This window comes from Elioraea sp., from assembly GCF_022842375.1.
Lineage (GTDB): Bacteria > Pseudomonadota > Alphaproteobacteria > Acetobacterales > Acetobacteraceae > Elioraea_A.
This window is the reverse complement of the sequence record NZ_JALHPR010000004.1, coordinates 172,908-186,765: the sequence shown is the minus strand read 5'-3', so window position 1 is coordinate 186,765 and position 13,858 is coordinate 172,908. Positions and strand designations below refer to the sequence as shown.

9 protein-coding genes and 1 pseudogene are annotated in these 13,858 nt (G+C 69.0%); 8 read left to right on the top strand and 2 right to left on the bottom strand.

The genetic code is table 11. The features are described from left to right. The first annotated feature begins 85 nt into the window (after positions 1–85). The 7 genes from Q0C38_RS05750 to Q0C38_RS05720 all read left to right on the top strand — a co-directional run bounded on the left by Q0C38_RS05750 (position 86) and on the right by Q0C38_RS05720 (position 9,701). Positions 86–1,009, top strand: a complete 924-nt coding sequence (locus Q0C38_RS05750; RefSeq protein ID WP_291296107.1) for a potassium channel family protein — start codon at positions 86–88, stop codon at positions 1,007–1,009. 17 nt (positions 1,010–1,026) lie between these two features. Beyond that, positions 1,027–2,706, top strand: a complete 1,680-nt coding sequence (locus Q0C38_RS05745) for a cation:proton antiporter (protein ID WP_291296106.1) — start codon at positions 1,027–1,029, stop codon at positions 2,704–2,706. 43 nt (positions 2,707–2,749) lie between these two features. Next, positions 2,750–3,805, top strand: coding sequence for a dTDP-glucose 4,6-dehydratase (rfbB, locus tag Q0C38_RS05740; protein ID WP_291296105.1), 1,056 nt, complete (start codon positions 2,750–2,752; stop codon positions 3,803–3,805). Between the two features lie 2 nt (positions 3,806–3,807). Beyond that, on the top strand, positions 3,808–4,677 hold the full coding sequence (gene rfbA, locus Q0C38_RS05735) for a glucose-1-phosphate thymidylyltransferase RfbA (protein WP_291296104.1): 870 nt from the start codon (positions 3,808–3,810) through the stop codon (positions 4,675–4,677). 13 nt (positions 4,678–4,690) lie between these two features. Further along, positions 4,691–5,653: an NAD-dependent epimerase/dehydratase family protein gene (locus Q0C38_RS05730; protein WP_291296103.1), complete on the top strand. Its 963-nt coding sequence runs from the start codon at positions 4,691–4,693 to the stop codon at positions 5,651–5,653. A 9-nt stretch (positions 5,654–5,662) separates the two neighbouring features. Continuing rightward, positions 5,663–6,808: a DegT/DnrJ/EryC1/StrS aminotransferase family protein gene (locus tag Q0C38_RS05725; protein ID WP_291296102.1), complete on the top strand. Its 1,146-nt coding sequence runs from the start codon at positions 5,663–5,665 to the stop codon at positions 6,806–6,808. Positions 6,809–6,872: 64 nt separating this feature from the next. Next, a complete protein-coding gene (locus tag Q0C38_RS05720) occupies positions 6,873–9,701 on the top strand; it encodes a phosphoenolpyruvate carboxylase (RefSeq protein ID WP_291296101.1) in 2,829 nt (942 codons plus the stop codon). 73 nt (positions 9,702–9,774) lie between these two features. Here the strand turns inward: Q0C38_RS05720 and Q0C38_RS05715 are convergent, their stop codons facing one another. Both Q0C38_RS05715 and Q0C38_RS23315 read right to left on the bottom strand, forming a co-directional pair. Then, positions 9,775–10,437 carry a PEP-CTERM sorting domain-containing protein gene (locus tag Q0C38_RS05715; RefSeq protein WP_291296100.1) on the bottom strand — a complete coding sequence of 221 codons (663 nt, stop codon included), beginning with the start codon at positions 10,435–10,437 and terminating at the stop codon, positions 9,775–9,777. 302 nt (positions 10,438–10,739) lie between these two features. Next, a pseudogene (locus Q0C38_RS23315) lies at positions 10,740–10,838 on the bottom strand (PEP-CTERM sorting domain-containing protein); the annotation flags it as partial. Positions 10,839–11,874: 1,036 nt separating this feature from the next. Between Q0C38_RS23315 and Q0C38_RS05705 the strand changes: the two are divergent. Next, complete coding sequence (locus Q0C38_RS05705; protein WP_291296098.1) at positions 11,875–13,857, top strand: Ig-like domain-containing protein; 1,983 nt, start codon at positions 11,875–11,877, stop codon at positions 13,855–13,857. The last annotated feature ends 1 nt before the right edge of the window (position 13,858 follow it).

The following is a 13,858-nucleotide window of genomic DNA, read 5'->3' as shown; positions in this document are numbered from 1 at the left end:
GGCCGGGAATGCGAACGTGCGCGCCCACCGGCGCTACACTCGGGCGCAGTGATTGAGCCGACTCGGAAGGAGGGCCAGGCTAAGGATGCGCGCGCAGCGGATGGACCGCGCCTGGTGGCGCGCAGTCATGTTCACGGCGGGCCTGCTGCTGCTCGTCGGCCTTGCCGCGCGCGACCATGACCGTGGCTTCATCGCGCTGCTAATCGCGGTCGCGGTCGCCGGATCGGGGTTCTTCTACCTGCTGTTTCCTGGCAGCCTGCACTTTGCGCTGGCCCTGGCGAACTTCCTCGCCGTGTACGCGACGCTGTTCGTGTTCTTCAGCGAGACCAATTTTCCAAACGTCTCGCGCCTTGTCTCCTATACGGGCTTCGTGCTGCCGGTCGCGGCGTTCCTCAGCGCAGCGTGGCGACAGCGCGTGCTGATCGGCGGCCTCGTCTCATCGGAGCGGATGCGAGGCGCGGCGCATTTCGGGCGGCTGGCGCGCTGGCTCGTGCCGGTCGCGCTGGTCGGGGTGGCCAGCTTCTCGCTCCCCGAGTTCGGTGTCTCGCGCGCCTCGGAGGAGGCCGCCTTCCTCGTTGCCATGGCGGCAATCGCCGTCGTCGTCGCATTTGCCGAGCGTGACGTGGTCGCCTTCCTGATCGATATCTCGCTGATCTTCGAGGCGTTTTTCGTGCGGATCCGCCACCTGATCATCCCCGCCCTGGCGTTCCTGACCTTCTATTCGCTGCTGGTCATCGTGTTCGCCTGCCTCTACAGGATCGTCGATGGCGCGGTCGCCGAGCCGATGTTCGCCTTTGCAGGCATCCGCCGTGCCATGTCGTTTCCCGATGCGCTCTACTTCTCCGTCGTCACGCTCTCGACCATCGGCTACGGCGACGTTGTACCGGTCGGGCCCGCAGCACGGATGCTTGCCTCGATCCAGAGCGTGATGGGCCTGCTGCTGCTGCTGTTCGGCTTCAATGAGATCCTGCGCGTCGGGCGCGAGCATGACGGGGACAGGCTGCGCTGACGCCGCGGGGACGCTGAATGGACGAGGATATGCCGGTCTTCATCGAGATCACGATCGTGCTGGGGCTTGCGGCGGTTGTGGGGCTTGCGGGCGTGATGCTGCGCCAGCCGCTGATCGTCTCGTTCATCGCCGTCGGCATCATCGCGGGGCCGTCCGGCGCGGGTTTCGTCGATGGCGGCATCGTGGTCGAGACGCTGTCGCGTCTCGGCATCGCGCTGCTGCTGTTCCTGGTCGGGCTGAAGCTCGACCTCGGCCTCATCCGCAGCTTCGGTCGTGTCGCGCTCGCAACCGGCCTCGGGCAGGTCGCGTTCACCTCCGTCGGCGGGTTCGCACTCTGTCTCGTGCTGGGCCTGGGGATGGTCGAAAGCGCCTATGTCGCGGTGGCGCTGACATTCTCCTCGACGATCATCATCGTGAAGCTGCTCTCCGACAAACGCGAGATCGATGCCCTGCACGGGCGCATCGCGCTCGGGTTCCTGATCGTGCAGGACATCTGCGTCGTCGTCGCGATGATCGCGCTGTCGGCCTTCGCGGTGGCCGGGGAGGGCGGGTTCATCGCACTTGGCCGCGCGATCGGCGGCGGGGTCGTGCTGATCGGCGCGGCGGGGCTTTTCATGCGCTACCTCGCCGAACCCCTGCTGCAACGCATGGCGCGCGAGCCGGAACTGCTCGTCGTCTTCGCGATCGGCTGGGCAGCGCTCGGCGCCACGGCTGCGGATTCCGTCGGCCTGTCGAAGGAGCTCGGCGGGCTCGTCGCCGGGGTCAGCCTCGGTTCCGTCTCGGTGCGGGAGGCGATCGCGTCTCGGCTCGCGCCGCTGCGGGATTTCCTGTTGCTGTTCTTCTTTCTCGAACTCGGCGCGCTGTTCGATTTCTCGGCTGTGGCGAGCCGGCTGGGCGAAGCGGCATTGCTCTCGGCCTTTGTCCTCATCGGCAATCCCATCATCGTCATGGCGATCATGGGGGCGATCGGATACCGGCGCCGCACGGGGTTCCTCGCCGGGCTGACGGTCGCGCAGATCAGCGAGTTCAGCCTTGTCTTCGTGGCACTCGGCCAGGGCCTGGGGCATATCGGCGCGGAGGCCGTGGGGCTGACGACGCTCGTCGGCATCATCACCATCGCACTTTCCACCTACATGATCGTCCATTCGGCCACGCTCTATCGCGTGTTGGCGCCCTGGCTCGGCGTGTTCGAGCGCCGCCATCCTTCCCGGGAGGACCATCTGCCCGAAAGCGGCGAGGTGGAGCCTCGCCCGATCCTGCTGCTCGGTCTCGGCCGGTACGGCACCGCGATCGCCGAGCGGCTCGCCGCACGCGGCATTGGGTTCCTCGGCGTCGATTTCGACCCCGAAGCCGTGCGCGCATTCCAGTGCCGCGGCTGGCCCGCCCTCTATGGCGACGCGGCAGACCCCGGCTTCGTGGCCGGCCTGCCGCTGGCCGAGGCGCGCTGGATCGTCGCCGCCATGCCGCATGTTCCGGTCGTGCTCGGCCATGCCGCGACGCGGGGCGCGCTGCTCCGCGCGCTGGCCGAGGCGGGGTTTTCCGGCCGGATCGCGCTCACCGCCTCGCGACCGGAGGAGGCGGACGGGCTGCGCGGCCTCGGGGTGGCCCTGGTTCTCACCCCCTTCGCCGATGCGGCTGACGAGGCCGTCGAACGGCTTCTTGCGGCCGGTGACCTCGGCGCCACTTTTCGGCCATAGCGCGGCTTGCGCCCCGCCATGAAGCGGGGCCACCCTCCGCCCCATGAAGATCCTTCTCACCGGCGGCATGGGTTTCATCGGATCCGCCGTCATCCGGCGGCTGCTGCGCACAACCGATGCCCGCATCGTGAACGTCGACTGCCTGACCTACGCCGCCAGCCCAGAGGCGATCGAGGAGGCAGCGTCCGACCCGCGCCACGTGCACGTGAAGGCCGACGTCGCCGACACGGCGGCGATGCGCGCGATCTTCGCCGCCCACGACCCTGACGCGGTGATGCACCTTGCCGCCGAAAGCCATGTCGATCGCTCGATCGATGGGCCTGCCGCGTTCGTGCAGACGAACGTCACCGGCACGCTCTCGGTGCTGGAGGCAGCGCTCGCGCATTGGCGCGCGCTCACGCCCGAGCGTGCGGCCTCGTTCCGTTTTCATCACGTCTCGACCGACGAGGTGTTCGGTCATCTCGAACCCGGCGATGCGCCCTTCACGGCAGCGACGCCCTACGCCCCGCGCAGCCCCTACGCAGCGTCCAAGGCGGCATCCGATCATCTCGTGCGCGCCTTCCACGCGACCTACGGGTTCCCGGCCTTTGTCACGAACACCTGCAACAACTACGGGCCCTGGCAGTTCCCCGAGAAGCTCATCCCGCTCACCATCGCCAATGCCGTCGAGGGCAAGCCGCTGCCCGTGTACGGGCGCGGCGAGAACGTGCGTGACTGGATCCATGTCGACGATCACGCCGCCGGCCTGGTCGCGGCACTCGGGCGTGCGAAGCCGGGTGAGACGCACCTGCTCGGCGCGCATGCAGAGGCGCGGAACATCGACGTGGTGCGCGGCATCTGCGCAGTGCTCGACCGCCTGGTGCCCGACCCGGCCGGCCCGCGCGAGCGGCTGATCAGCTTCGTGACGGATCGTCCGGGCCATGATTTCCGCTACGCGATCGATGCAGGACCGGCGATGGCGGCACTCGGCTGGACGCCGGCGTACAGCTTCGAGACCGGGCTCGAGGCGACGGTGCGCTGGTATCTCGAGAATGCCGCGTGGTGGCAGGCCATCCGCGCGCGGAACTACGCCGGCCAGCGCCTCGGCACGGCGGCCTGAGCATGAAGGGCATCCTGCTCGCCGGCGGCTCCGGCACGCGGCTTCACCCAATGACGCTGGCGGCGTCCAAGCAGTTGCTGCCCGTCTACGACAAGCCGATGGTGTACTATCCGCTGTCGACGCTCATGCTCGCCGGCATCCGCGACATCCTCGTCATCACCACGCCGGCCGACCAGGCAGGCTTCGTCCGTCTGCTCGGCGACGGCTCGCGCCTCGGGCTCGCCATCAGCTACGCCGTGCAGCCGAGCCCGGATGGCATCGCCCAGGCCTTCACCATCGGCCGGCAGTTCCTCGGCGGCGCGCCGTGCACGCTGGCATTGGGTGACAACCTGATCCACGGCGAGGGCATGGGCACGATGCTCTCGCACGCCGCCACGCGCGGCACGGGGGCCACCGTGTTCGCCTACCAGGTGCGCGACCCCGAGCGCTACGGCGTGGTCTGGTTCGACGCCGAGGGGCGGGCGACGGAGCTCGTCGAGAAGCCGCGCGAGCCAACGAGCAACTGGGCGGTGATCGGCCTCTACGTCTATGACGGCCAGGTCTCCGACATCGCGGCCGCGCTCAAGCCCGGCGCGCGCGGCGAGCTCGAGATCACCGACGTGAACCGGGTGTATCTCGCGCGGAACGAACTGCACGTGGAACGGATGGGGCGCGGCTATGCCTGGCTCGATGCTGGAACGCCGGCCTCGCTGCTCGCCGCTGCGACCTTCGTGCAGACGCTGCAGGAACGCCAGGGGCTGATGATCGGCTGCCCCGAGGAAGTGGCCTTCCGCATGGGCTTCATCGATGCCGAGGCGCTCACGCGCGAGGCGGCTTCCCTCGGCAAGACCGATCTCGGCGCGTACCTCGCCCGGATCGCGCGCGAGGCGTGATGGACCTCCCAGCATGAAGGAATTGGGGGGCGTACGCTGCATCGTCACCGGCGGGGCCGGGTTCCTCGGCGCGACGCTCGCCGCCGCGCTCGCCGCGCGCGGGGCGGAGGTCGTGGCCGTCGATGCGCTGCTGCCGGGGACGGGGGCGAACCACGCCAACCTCGACGGCATCCGGGCGACGCTGGTCGAGGCCGATCTCGCGACGGCCGATCTCGCGCCGATCGTTGCCGGTGCTGACGCGATCTTCCACCTCGCCGCGCACACCTCGCACATGGGAAGCCAGGCCGATCCGCGGCACGACCTGGCGCAGAACGCGGACGCGACGCTGCGCCTGGTCCTCGCCGCCCGCGCGGCGGCACCAACCGCACGTGTGGTGCATGCCTCGACGCGCCAGCTCTACGGCCGCCCCCGCGCACTGCCTGTCGCCGAGGATCACCCCGTCGATCCGCCGGATGCGAACGCAGTGAGCAAATGGGCGGCCGAGCAGTACTGGCTGCTCGAGAACAAGGTGCATGGGCGCCCCGTCGTGTCGCTGCGCCTCACCAACTGCTATGGCCCGCGGTTGCGCATCGCCGATGCGAAGCAGACCTTCCTCGGCCTCTGGATCCGCCGCGTGCTGGAGGGCGAGGCCTTCGAGGTGTGGGGCGGCGAGCAGATGCGCGACCTTGCCTTCGGCGAGGACGTCGCAGCCGCCTTCATCGCCGCCCTCGATGCACAGCCCGGCGCCTACAATCTCGGCGGCAGCCCTGCCGTCAGCCTGCGCGAGCTTGCCTCCGCCCTCGTCGCCGCCAACGGCTCGGGCGAGTTCCGGGTCGAGACCTTCCCGGCCGACCGTGCCAAGATCGACATCGGTTCCTATGTGGCCGACGATCGGGCGTTCCGGGCCGCCACCGGCTGGGCGCCCGAAGTGACGCTGGCCGACGGGCTTTCCCGCACGCTCGCCTGGTTCCGCCCACGCCTCGCCCTCTATGTGTGAGACATCGCCATGAACGCCGCCTCGCCTCCCGTGACCGTTCCGCAGGCCGACCCGGGCGCCAGCTACCGCGCGCAGAAGGCCCAGATCGACGCCGCGATCGCGCGCGCGCTCGACAGCGGCTGGTACATCCTCGGCAAGGAATGTGCCGCCTTTGAAACGGAATTCGCTACCTGGCAGGGGGCGGCGCGCGCCGTCGGCGTCGCCAACGGCACCGATGCGCTCGCACTGATCCTGCGCGGCCTCGGCATCGGCCCTGGTGCCGCGGTCGCGACCGTCAGCCACACGGCGGTGGCGACCGTTGCCGCGATCGAGATGGTTGGGGCGACGGCGGTGCTGATCGACATCGACCCCGCCACCTACACGATGGACCCGGCTGAGCTCGCCACCGTGCTGGCGAGCCCGCCGCCCGGCCTGCCGCCGATCCGCGCCGTCGTCCCCGTGCACATCTACGGCCAGCCGGCATCGGTGGCCGAGATCATCGCCATCGCCTCTCGCCACGGGGCGGTGGTGATCGAGGATTGCTCGCAGAGCCATGGCGCGCTGGTGGGCGGCCGGAAATGCGGCACGCTCGGCATCGCCGCTGCCTTCAGCCTCTATCCAACCAAGAACCTCGGCGCGCTCGGCGATGGCGGCGTCCTCTCGACCGACGACGAGGCGCTGGCCGACCGGATCGCCGCGCTGCGCCAGTATGGCTGGCGCGAGCGCTATGTCTCCGACATGGCGGGTGTGAACAGCAGGCTCGACGAAGTGCAGGCGGCGGCACTGCGCGTGAAGCTGACGGCGCTCGATGCAGTCACGGCGCGGCGCCAGGCGATCGCGGCGGCGTATGATGCCGCGCTCGCCGGCGGGCCGCTCAGCGCCCCCGCGCGACAGCGGGGCACGAGCCACGTCTTCCACCAATACGTGCTGCGCTGCGGCGACCGCGCGTCGGTGCAGGCGTTCCTGCGTGCCCGCGGCATCGCCACCAATGTGCACTACCCCGTTCCGGTGCACGCCCAGGGCGCCTATCGCGGCCGCATCGCGCTCGGCCCGGCCATGTGCCGGGAAACCGAGGTGGCGGCAGGGCAGGTGCTGTCGCTGCCGATGTTTCCGGAGTTGACCGACGGGCAGGTCGAGGCGGTATGCGCGGCGCTGCGGCAGCTTCCGGGCGCCTGATCGACGTCTCTCCGCGCAACGTTTCTGTGGCGCAGCGGCCCTTCGCAGGTGCACAATTGTCTGCATGCTTGATGCAGCAGGCTCCGACCTTATTCCAGATGCAGCCGACGCGGCGATTGCTGAACTGACCGGCACGGTCGCGCGCCTGCTCGAAGCCGCCGCGACCGACCCCTTCGCCGACCCTGTGTCCTCGGCCGCCCTGGCCATCTCCCGTCGCCTCGATGACGGAACCCTCGACCTCCCCGGGCTGACGGTCGTCCTCCGCCGCCTCGGCGCCGCTGCGTTCCGGGCGCGCGCGGGCAGGGTGGCGGCCTATGTCGGTCCGCCGGGGGAAGCGGCGTTCGATACGCTGGCCGCACGCCTTGTCCGCCCCGATCCGGACGACAGCCCGGTTCCCTTCGCCGCCTATCGCCTGCTGGTCGAGCATCCGCGCTATGCTGCCGTATTCACCGCTCACCCGACCTTCTCGATGCCCGGGCCGACGGCAGCGCTGCTCGCGGAATCAGCCTCGGCCGGGACCGCGCCCGGGCGTGCCGTACTGGGCGCGATCGACCCGATGCATCTCCGCCCGAGCCCGATCACCCTCGTGCAGGAGTTCGAGGCGGCAGGGGTCGCCATCGCCCATGCGCGCGATGCGCTCGACCGGTTCGCGGAAGCCTTGTTCGGGGCGGCCCGTGCCGCCTGGCCCGATCGCTGGTCGGTGCTGGCCCCTGCGCCGGTGATCATCTCCACCTGGGTGGGCTACGACACCGACGGCCGCACCGATATCGGGTTCGCCGACACGCTGAAATTCCGCCTGCGCATGAAGGCACTGCAGCTTGCCCGCCTCGATGCAGCCGTCGGCGAAGCGGGGGCCGGCCCGCTCGCCGCGCGCATCGCGATCGCCGCCGATGCGGTCGCGGAACAGATCGCGGCCTGCCCGGAAGGCACGACGCCGGAGCCGGAGGCGGTGCAGCGCTTCGCCCATGCGCTGATCGACCGTGCATCCGATGCGTTGACCGAGCCCACGCCACTTCTGCCGCTGTTCGCCGAGGCGATCGCCGCCGCACCTGACGATGCGGCGCGGATGCGTCTTGCCGTCGCGCGCGCTGGCCTCGTCTCGCACGGGCTGGCACTCGCCCACACCCATGTGCGGCTGAACGCCACGCAGGTGCACAACGCGCTCCGCCATCGCCTCGGCTTCGATGGCGGGCCGGAGGATCGCGCCCGCCGCCGCGGCCTGCTTGCGGCGATCAACGCGGCGCTCGACAGCGTCGAGACGGTGGCGGTCGATTTCGGCGCGCTGCTGACGGAGGGTGCTTCGGCCGCGCGGCTGATGATGACGGTCGCGCAGATCGTCAAGCACATCGACCGGTCGCAGAAGATCCGCTTCCTGATCGCCGAGACCGAGACGGGCTATACGCTGCTTGCGGCGCTGTGGCTCGCGAAACGCTTCGGCATCGAGAACCAGGTCGAGATCAGCCCGCTGTTCGAGACGGCGGAGGGGCTGGAGCGCGGCGCGCGGGTGCTGGAGGAGGCGCTGCGCAGCCCGCATTGGCGCGCCTATCTGCGCGCGACGGGCAGGCTTTGCATCCAGTTCGGCTATTCGGATTCAGGGCGCTTCGTCGGCCAGCTCGCGGCCAGCTACTGGATCGAGCGGCTTCGCCTGAAGCTCGCCGAGACGCTCAGGCGGTATGACCTCGCCGGCATCGAGCTCGTGCTGTTCAACACCCATGGCGAGAGCATCGGCCGTGGCGCGCATCCAGCCAGCCTGGCCGACCGGTTCGAGTATCTCGCTCCCGCCGCCTCGCGCGCGCAGTTCGGCGCGGCGGGCTTGAGCGTGCGGGAGGAAAGCAGCTTCCAGGGCTCCGACGGCTACCTGCTGTTCGGCACGCCATCGCTCGCCGCCGCCACGATCGCGCGGATCGCCGAGCATGCCTTCGCCCCCGAGCCCGAGGAGGCGGTGTCGGACCCCGTGTACGCCGAGGCTGACTGGGCGGCGGAGTTCTTCGGCACGGTGCGGTCGGAGATGGAAGCGCTGGTCGAGGACCCGGGCTACGCCGCGCTGCTCGGCGCCTTCGGGCCCAGCCTGCTCGACCCCACCGGATCGCGGCCGGCAGCGCGGCAGCGCGACGGGCTTGGCGGGCCGGCGATGATCGCGCACCCGTCGGAGCTGCGCGCGATCCCGAACAACGCGATCCTGCACCAGATGGGGTGGCTCGCGAACACGCTGCACGGGCTCGGCAAGGCGGCCTCCCGCAGCCCCGAGACCTTCGCGGAGCTGCGCGCCAGGTCACCCCGTTTCGGCAGGGCGATGGCAATGGCCGAAGCCGCGCGGCGTGCCGGCGCGCTCGACATCCTCCGTGGCTACGTCGCCACGCTGGACCCCGGAACCTGGCTTGACCGTGCGGCGCGCACGCGGCGGCCGGGCCGCGCGGCGGCGCTGACGGCGGTGGCAGAGGCGCTCGAGGAATTCGGCCTGTCGGAGCCCGTGCGGCGGATGTTCCGCCGCCTGCAGCAGGATGCGTTGGCGCTCGAGGCCACGTGGCCTGCCGAGCGCCCGCCCGAGCGGCTCGTGCTGCTGCACGCCATCCGGCTGGCGCTGATCCACCGCATCTGGCTGCTGGCCACGCGCATCCCCGATTTCTCGCCGCGCCACGGCATCACGCGCGCGGCGCTGGTCGCCCGCGTGCTGCGGCTCGACGTGCCGGGGGCGGTGGCGGTGCTGGAGGAGGTATTCCCGCGCAACCGCGATGCGGCGCTCTCGCTCGACTTCGCCGAGCCGCCGGGAACGGCGGAGGCAGCGACCTACGAGCAGGAGCACGCCGAGGTGTTCGGCCCGATGCGCACGCTGTTCGGCCTGGTGCGCGAGGCCTCCGCCGCCATCACCCAGGACGTCGGCGCCCACGGCTGAGGACCGCACAAGCGAAGGGCGGTGCCGTTGCCGGCACCGCCCTGGTCAAGCCGCCTTACTCAGTTGCGAGCGATCAGGCCTTGCGGCGCCGCCGGGCGAGGCCGAGGCCGAGCAGGCCTGCGCCGAACAGGGCAATCGTGGCCGGCTCGGGGATCGGGAAGCCACCACCGCCATCGTCGACGCCACCGATGCGCACCTGCTTCACGTCCGACACCAGGTCGACGCTGGTGACGCCGACGGTGGTGACGAAGGAGAGGGAGGTGAAGTCCTCCCCCGCCGTGCCGATGACGTAGAAGCGGTTCACGCCGTTCTCGTCCAGGGCGAGGGGGCCGCTCGAGACGTTCTGATCCTGCACCGTGAAGACGACCGTGCCATCGGCGTTCGTGTCGATGTTCAGCTCTAGGATCGCGAAGGTCTGACCGGGATCGAGGCTGATCTCGAGGTAGCTGAACGCGCCGTCCTGCGAGACGAGCTGGGCCTGGCCGCCGCCTTCCGTCAGCAGCAGGTTCTCGTCGCTCGTGAAGTTGACATCGGTGGTCTGGCTCGTGTTGAGGCAGCCGGTGACCGTGAGTGCGGGGCCCAACACGGGGCTGGCGCAGGCGTTGACGATGACGTTGTCGGTCGATCCGGGCGCCGGCCCGGTTCCGAAGACGATCGCCGCGTTTGCCTGCGTCGGGACTGCAACGGCGAGCATCGCCGTCCCAGCCACTACCCCGAGCCATGATAGTCTGTTCATGGTCTCTTCCTTGCGTCGCGTGGCCCCCTCCGCCTACCGACGTATGCAACACGTGTGCAACATGAGGGACATCAAAGGCTTACGGCCTTTCGCCCGTCTGCTGTCGCAGAACTGTAAAGAGTTTCGACCGCATTGGCGGGCGCGTTGCGTGCAGACTCGTGCCGCTGGCCGCTGTCGTTGACCGCCGCCCCCCGTCGCCGCAGGGCAAGCCCTTGTTCCCGCTTGGATCCAGGAATGCGAAGGGCGGTGCCGTTGCCGGCACCGCCCCCCTGTCAAGCAATCCGACGCAGTGGTTTCGGGCGTCAGGCCTTCCGACGGCGCCGACGGGCCAGGCCGAGGCCCAGCAGGCCGGCACCAAGCAGGCCGAGTGTCGCAGGCTCGGGAACGGGGAACCCGCCGCCGCCGTTGCCCGGCTCGCTGACCCCGCCGATGCGGACCTGCTTCAACTCGATACCTACGACCCGCCCATTGCCCGTGACGTCAAACGACACGGAGGCGAAGTCCTCGCCAGAGATGGTGAAGAAGTTGTTGCCGTTGCCGAGTGAGAACACGAAGGGCCCAGCCCCGCTGTTCGGGTCGGCGGTGAATGTCACAGATGCGCTGGCCCCTGCAGGAGAGCCAGGCGTGATGTCCCACTGGATGTCCAGCACCAGCGTGCCAAAGGTCAGAGCCTCGGCGGTCGGGTTGTAGTAGGCGGAGATGGTCAGCTGGTTGATGATGTCATCGACCGCGGAAAGCGTCGCCTGACCGCCCGTGATCTGGAGCTGGTCGGTGCTGCTCGCGAAGTTCACGAACGTGTCGTTGTCGCTGTTGAGGCAACCCTGGACCGACGAGGCCGGGCCGGTGACGGTACCTGTGCAGGCATTCGAGATGACGTTCTGAACGGAGCCACCACCAAGGTTTCCAGACTGGACGATGAAAGCAGCGTTTGCGGTGCCGCTCACGCCCAACAATGCGGCTCCTGCCAGAATACCCAGCCACGTGTTCCTGATCATTCGTACCAGCCTCCGATGCGATAGCACCATTCTCCAGGTGCGCCCCCTGTCAAGCAAGCGTCGTGCCAGTCTATTTGACCAAATTATATCAGAGGGTTGCACGGGTAGAAGAGCCTCTGGAGGCACAGCTGTAAGCTTTTCCGACAGGTGCCGGCACGGCTTTATGCAGCTACGCGACGGCGAACCCGCTGCTGATGCGCGTGTCCTCTGCCGTGATACCGATTGCGTGAGGCGACGGGTGGGTTGATTTCGGCAGCTTCTCACCAGTCGGTTGCCGCGTTATCTACCGATGAGAGCTTGTCTCAGAATACTCGTGCGCCCAGCGCCTGAGCGCCCCGTCCGCCCGCTTCCCTACCTGATCCGCTGCTCCAACCTCCCCCGTTCAACACGCGTTTACGCGCGACCCACACCATAAGGCGTTCGCCCGTCGCAAGGAGACACCATGTCCGCCGATCGCCGTGCCGCGTCCGCGCGCCCCCTCCTGTCCGACAATACGCCGCTGTCGTTCGATGCCGCGTCCGCCACGGGGCTTTTCAGTCATGGCTTCGTGGGCTTCGCCACCGGTTTCCGCACCGAGGACGAGGGGCACGGCTACAAGCTCGGCGCCGGGGCGAAAGGCGGCGGGAGCACGCGCAACAGCGCGCCCACCGCGAGCAACGACAGCGCGACGACAGGCGAGGCAACACCGATCCGCCTCGCAGTTCTCGCCAATGACCGCGACCGTGACGGCGACGCTCTCTCGATCACGCATCTGAACGGCATCGCGGTCGCGCCTGGCGCAACGGTCACCCTCTCGTCCGGTGCCGTGGTGCGGCTCAATGCCGACATGACGGTGAGCTACGAGCAGGGCAGCGTGTTCACGAGCCTGAACACCGGCCAGTCAGCGCTTGAGAAGTTCACCTACAAGATCGCCGACGGCCGCGGTGGAACGGCGCAGGCGACGGTGAGCGTCACCGTCACCGGCGTGAGCGCGCAGACGTCGAACAGCGCGCCGGTCGCCGTCAACGACGCGGCCGCGACGGACGAGGCGACGGTGCGCACCGGCAACGTGCTCGCCAATGACAGCGATCCGAACGGCGATGCCCTCACTGTCTCGGCTGTCAACGGCGTTGCGACCTCCGTCGGCAAGGCAGCAACGCTGGCCTCCGGCGCCAAGTTCACGCTGAACGCCAACGGCAGCTACAGCTACGATCCGAACGGCGCTTTCAACGCACTGACCTCCGGCCAGGGCGCGACCGACCGAATCTCCTACACCGTCAGCGACGGGAAGGGCGGCACCGCGACCGCCTCGCTCACCGTGTCGATCGCGGGCCTCGACAACGCGCCGGCCAGCAGCGGGCCGGCCTACTATGTCGAGGACCTGCTGCTGTCGTCGTCGCAGCGATGGAACGCTTCCCAGCCCTATGGCAGCGCCGTGACGGTGAGCTTCGCCTTCCTCGATGCGACGCCTGGGTACTACGCCTCCGGCGACTGGGCGTACTCCAACTTCAAGAGCTTCGGCACGACCCAGCGCGACCAGGTACGCCAGACGCTCGACTACATCGAGACGCTGGCCAACATCACCTTCGTCGAGGCCGCGAGCGCGAGCACGGCGGCGATCACCTTCGGCTTCGCCAGCATCCCGAACTATGCCGGCTACGCCTACTATCCCTCCGGCACCGGCACGAACAGCAAGCCCGGCGACGTGTGGCTGAACACGAACTATGCCGGGGCGAGCTTCTCGCCCGGCAGCTTCGAGACGATGCTGCTGCTGCACGAGACCGGCCACGCGCTCGGCCTCGACCATGTCGGCGCGCTGACGGGTGCCGAGAACAGCCGCATGTACACGGTGATGTCGTACAACGGGCACGCGACGTATGCGGGCGAGCCATCGACCTACCAGCTCTACGATATCGCGACGCTCCAGTACCTGTACGGAACGAACACGACGACGCGCACGGGCAACGACACCTATCGCTTCGCCGATCTCGCCAACAAGGTCACCACGATCTGGGACGGTGGCGGCACCGATACGATCGACCTCTCCGCCGCGACCGCCAAGGTCACGCTCGATCTCCGGGGAGGATCGTTCAGCACAGTGGCAAGCAGCGGGGCCAACAACCTGGCCATCGCGCATGGTGTGGTCATCGAGAATGGCATCGGCGGCGCGGGCGCTGACGTCATCATCGGCAATGCGGCCAACAACCGGCTCGACGGTGGTGCCGGGGCCGACATCTTCCGCTTCTTCGCCGATTGGGGCCAGGACGTGATCGGCGACTTCATCCGCGGCCAGGACAAGCTCGATCTCGCGCCGGCGGGTCTCGGCTTCGCCGATCTCGCGATCGCAGCACTCTCGGACCGAAGCGTCGTTTCAGCGGGCGACGATACGATCACGCTGCTCGGTGTGACAGGGCTGAGCCAGAGCGATTTCCTGCTGATCGCCTGAG

Bases quoted from the DNA above. Each gene is read 5' to 3' on its own strand.
- Q0C38_RS05750 (WP_291296107.1), top strand. From the start codon at position 86: ATGCGCGCGCAGCGGATGGACCGCGCCTGGTGGCGCGCAGTCATGTTC.
- Q0C38_RS05715 (WP_291296100.1), bottom strand. From the start codon at position 10,437: ATGAACAGACTATCATGGCTCGGGGTAGTGGCTGGGACGGCGATGCTC.
- Q0C38_RS05730 (WP_291296103.1), top strand. From the start codon at position 4,691: ATGAAGGAATTGGGGGGCGTACGCTGCATCGTCACCGGCGGGGCCGGG.
- Q0C38_RS05745 (WP_291296106.1), top strand. From the start codon at position 1,027: ATGGACGAGGATATGCCGGTCTTCATCGAGATCACGATCGTGCTGGGG.
- rfbA (WP_291296104.1), top strand. From the start codon at position 3,808: ATGAAGGGCATCCTGCTCGCCGGCGGCTCCGGCACGCGGCTTCACCCA.
- rfbB (WP_291296105.1), top strand. From the start codon at position 2,750: ATGAAGATCCTTCTCACCGGCGGCATGGGTTTCATCGGATCCGCCGTC.
- Q0C38_RS05720 (WP_291296101.1), top strand. From the start codon at position 6,873: ATGCTTGATGCAGCAGGCTCCGACCTTATTCCAGATGCAGCCGACGCG.
- Q0C38_RS05725 (WP_291296102.1), top strand. From the start codon at position 5,663: ATGAACGCCGCCTCGCCTCCCGTGACCGTTCCGCAGGCCGACCCGGGC.
- Q0C38_RS05705 (WP_291296098.1), top strand. From the start codon at position 11,875: ATGTCCGCCGATCGCCGTGCCGCGTCCGCGCGCCCCCTCCTGTCCGAC.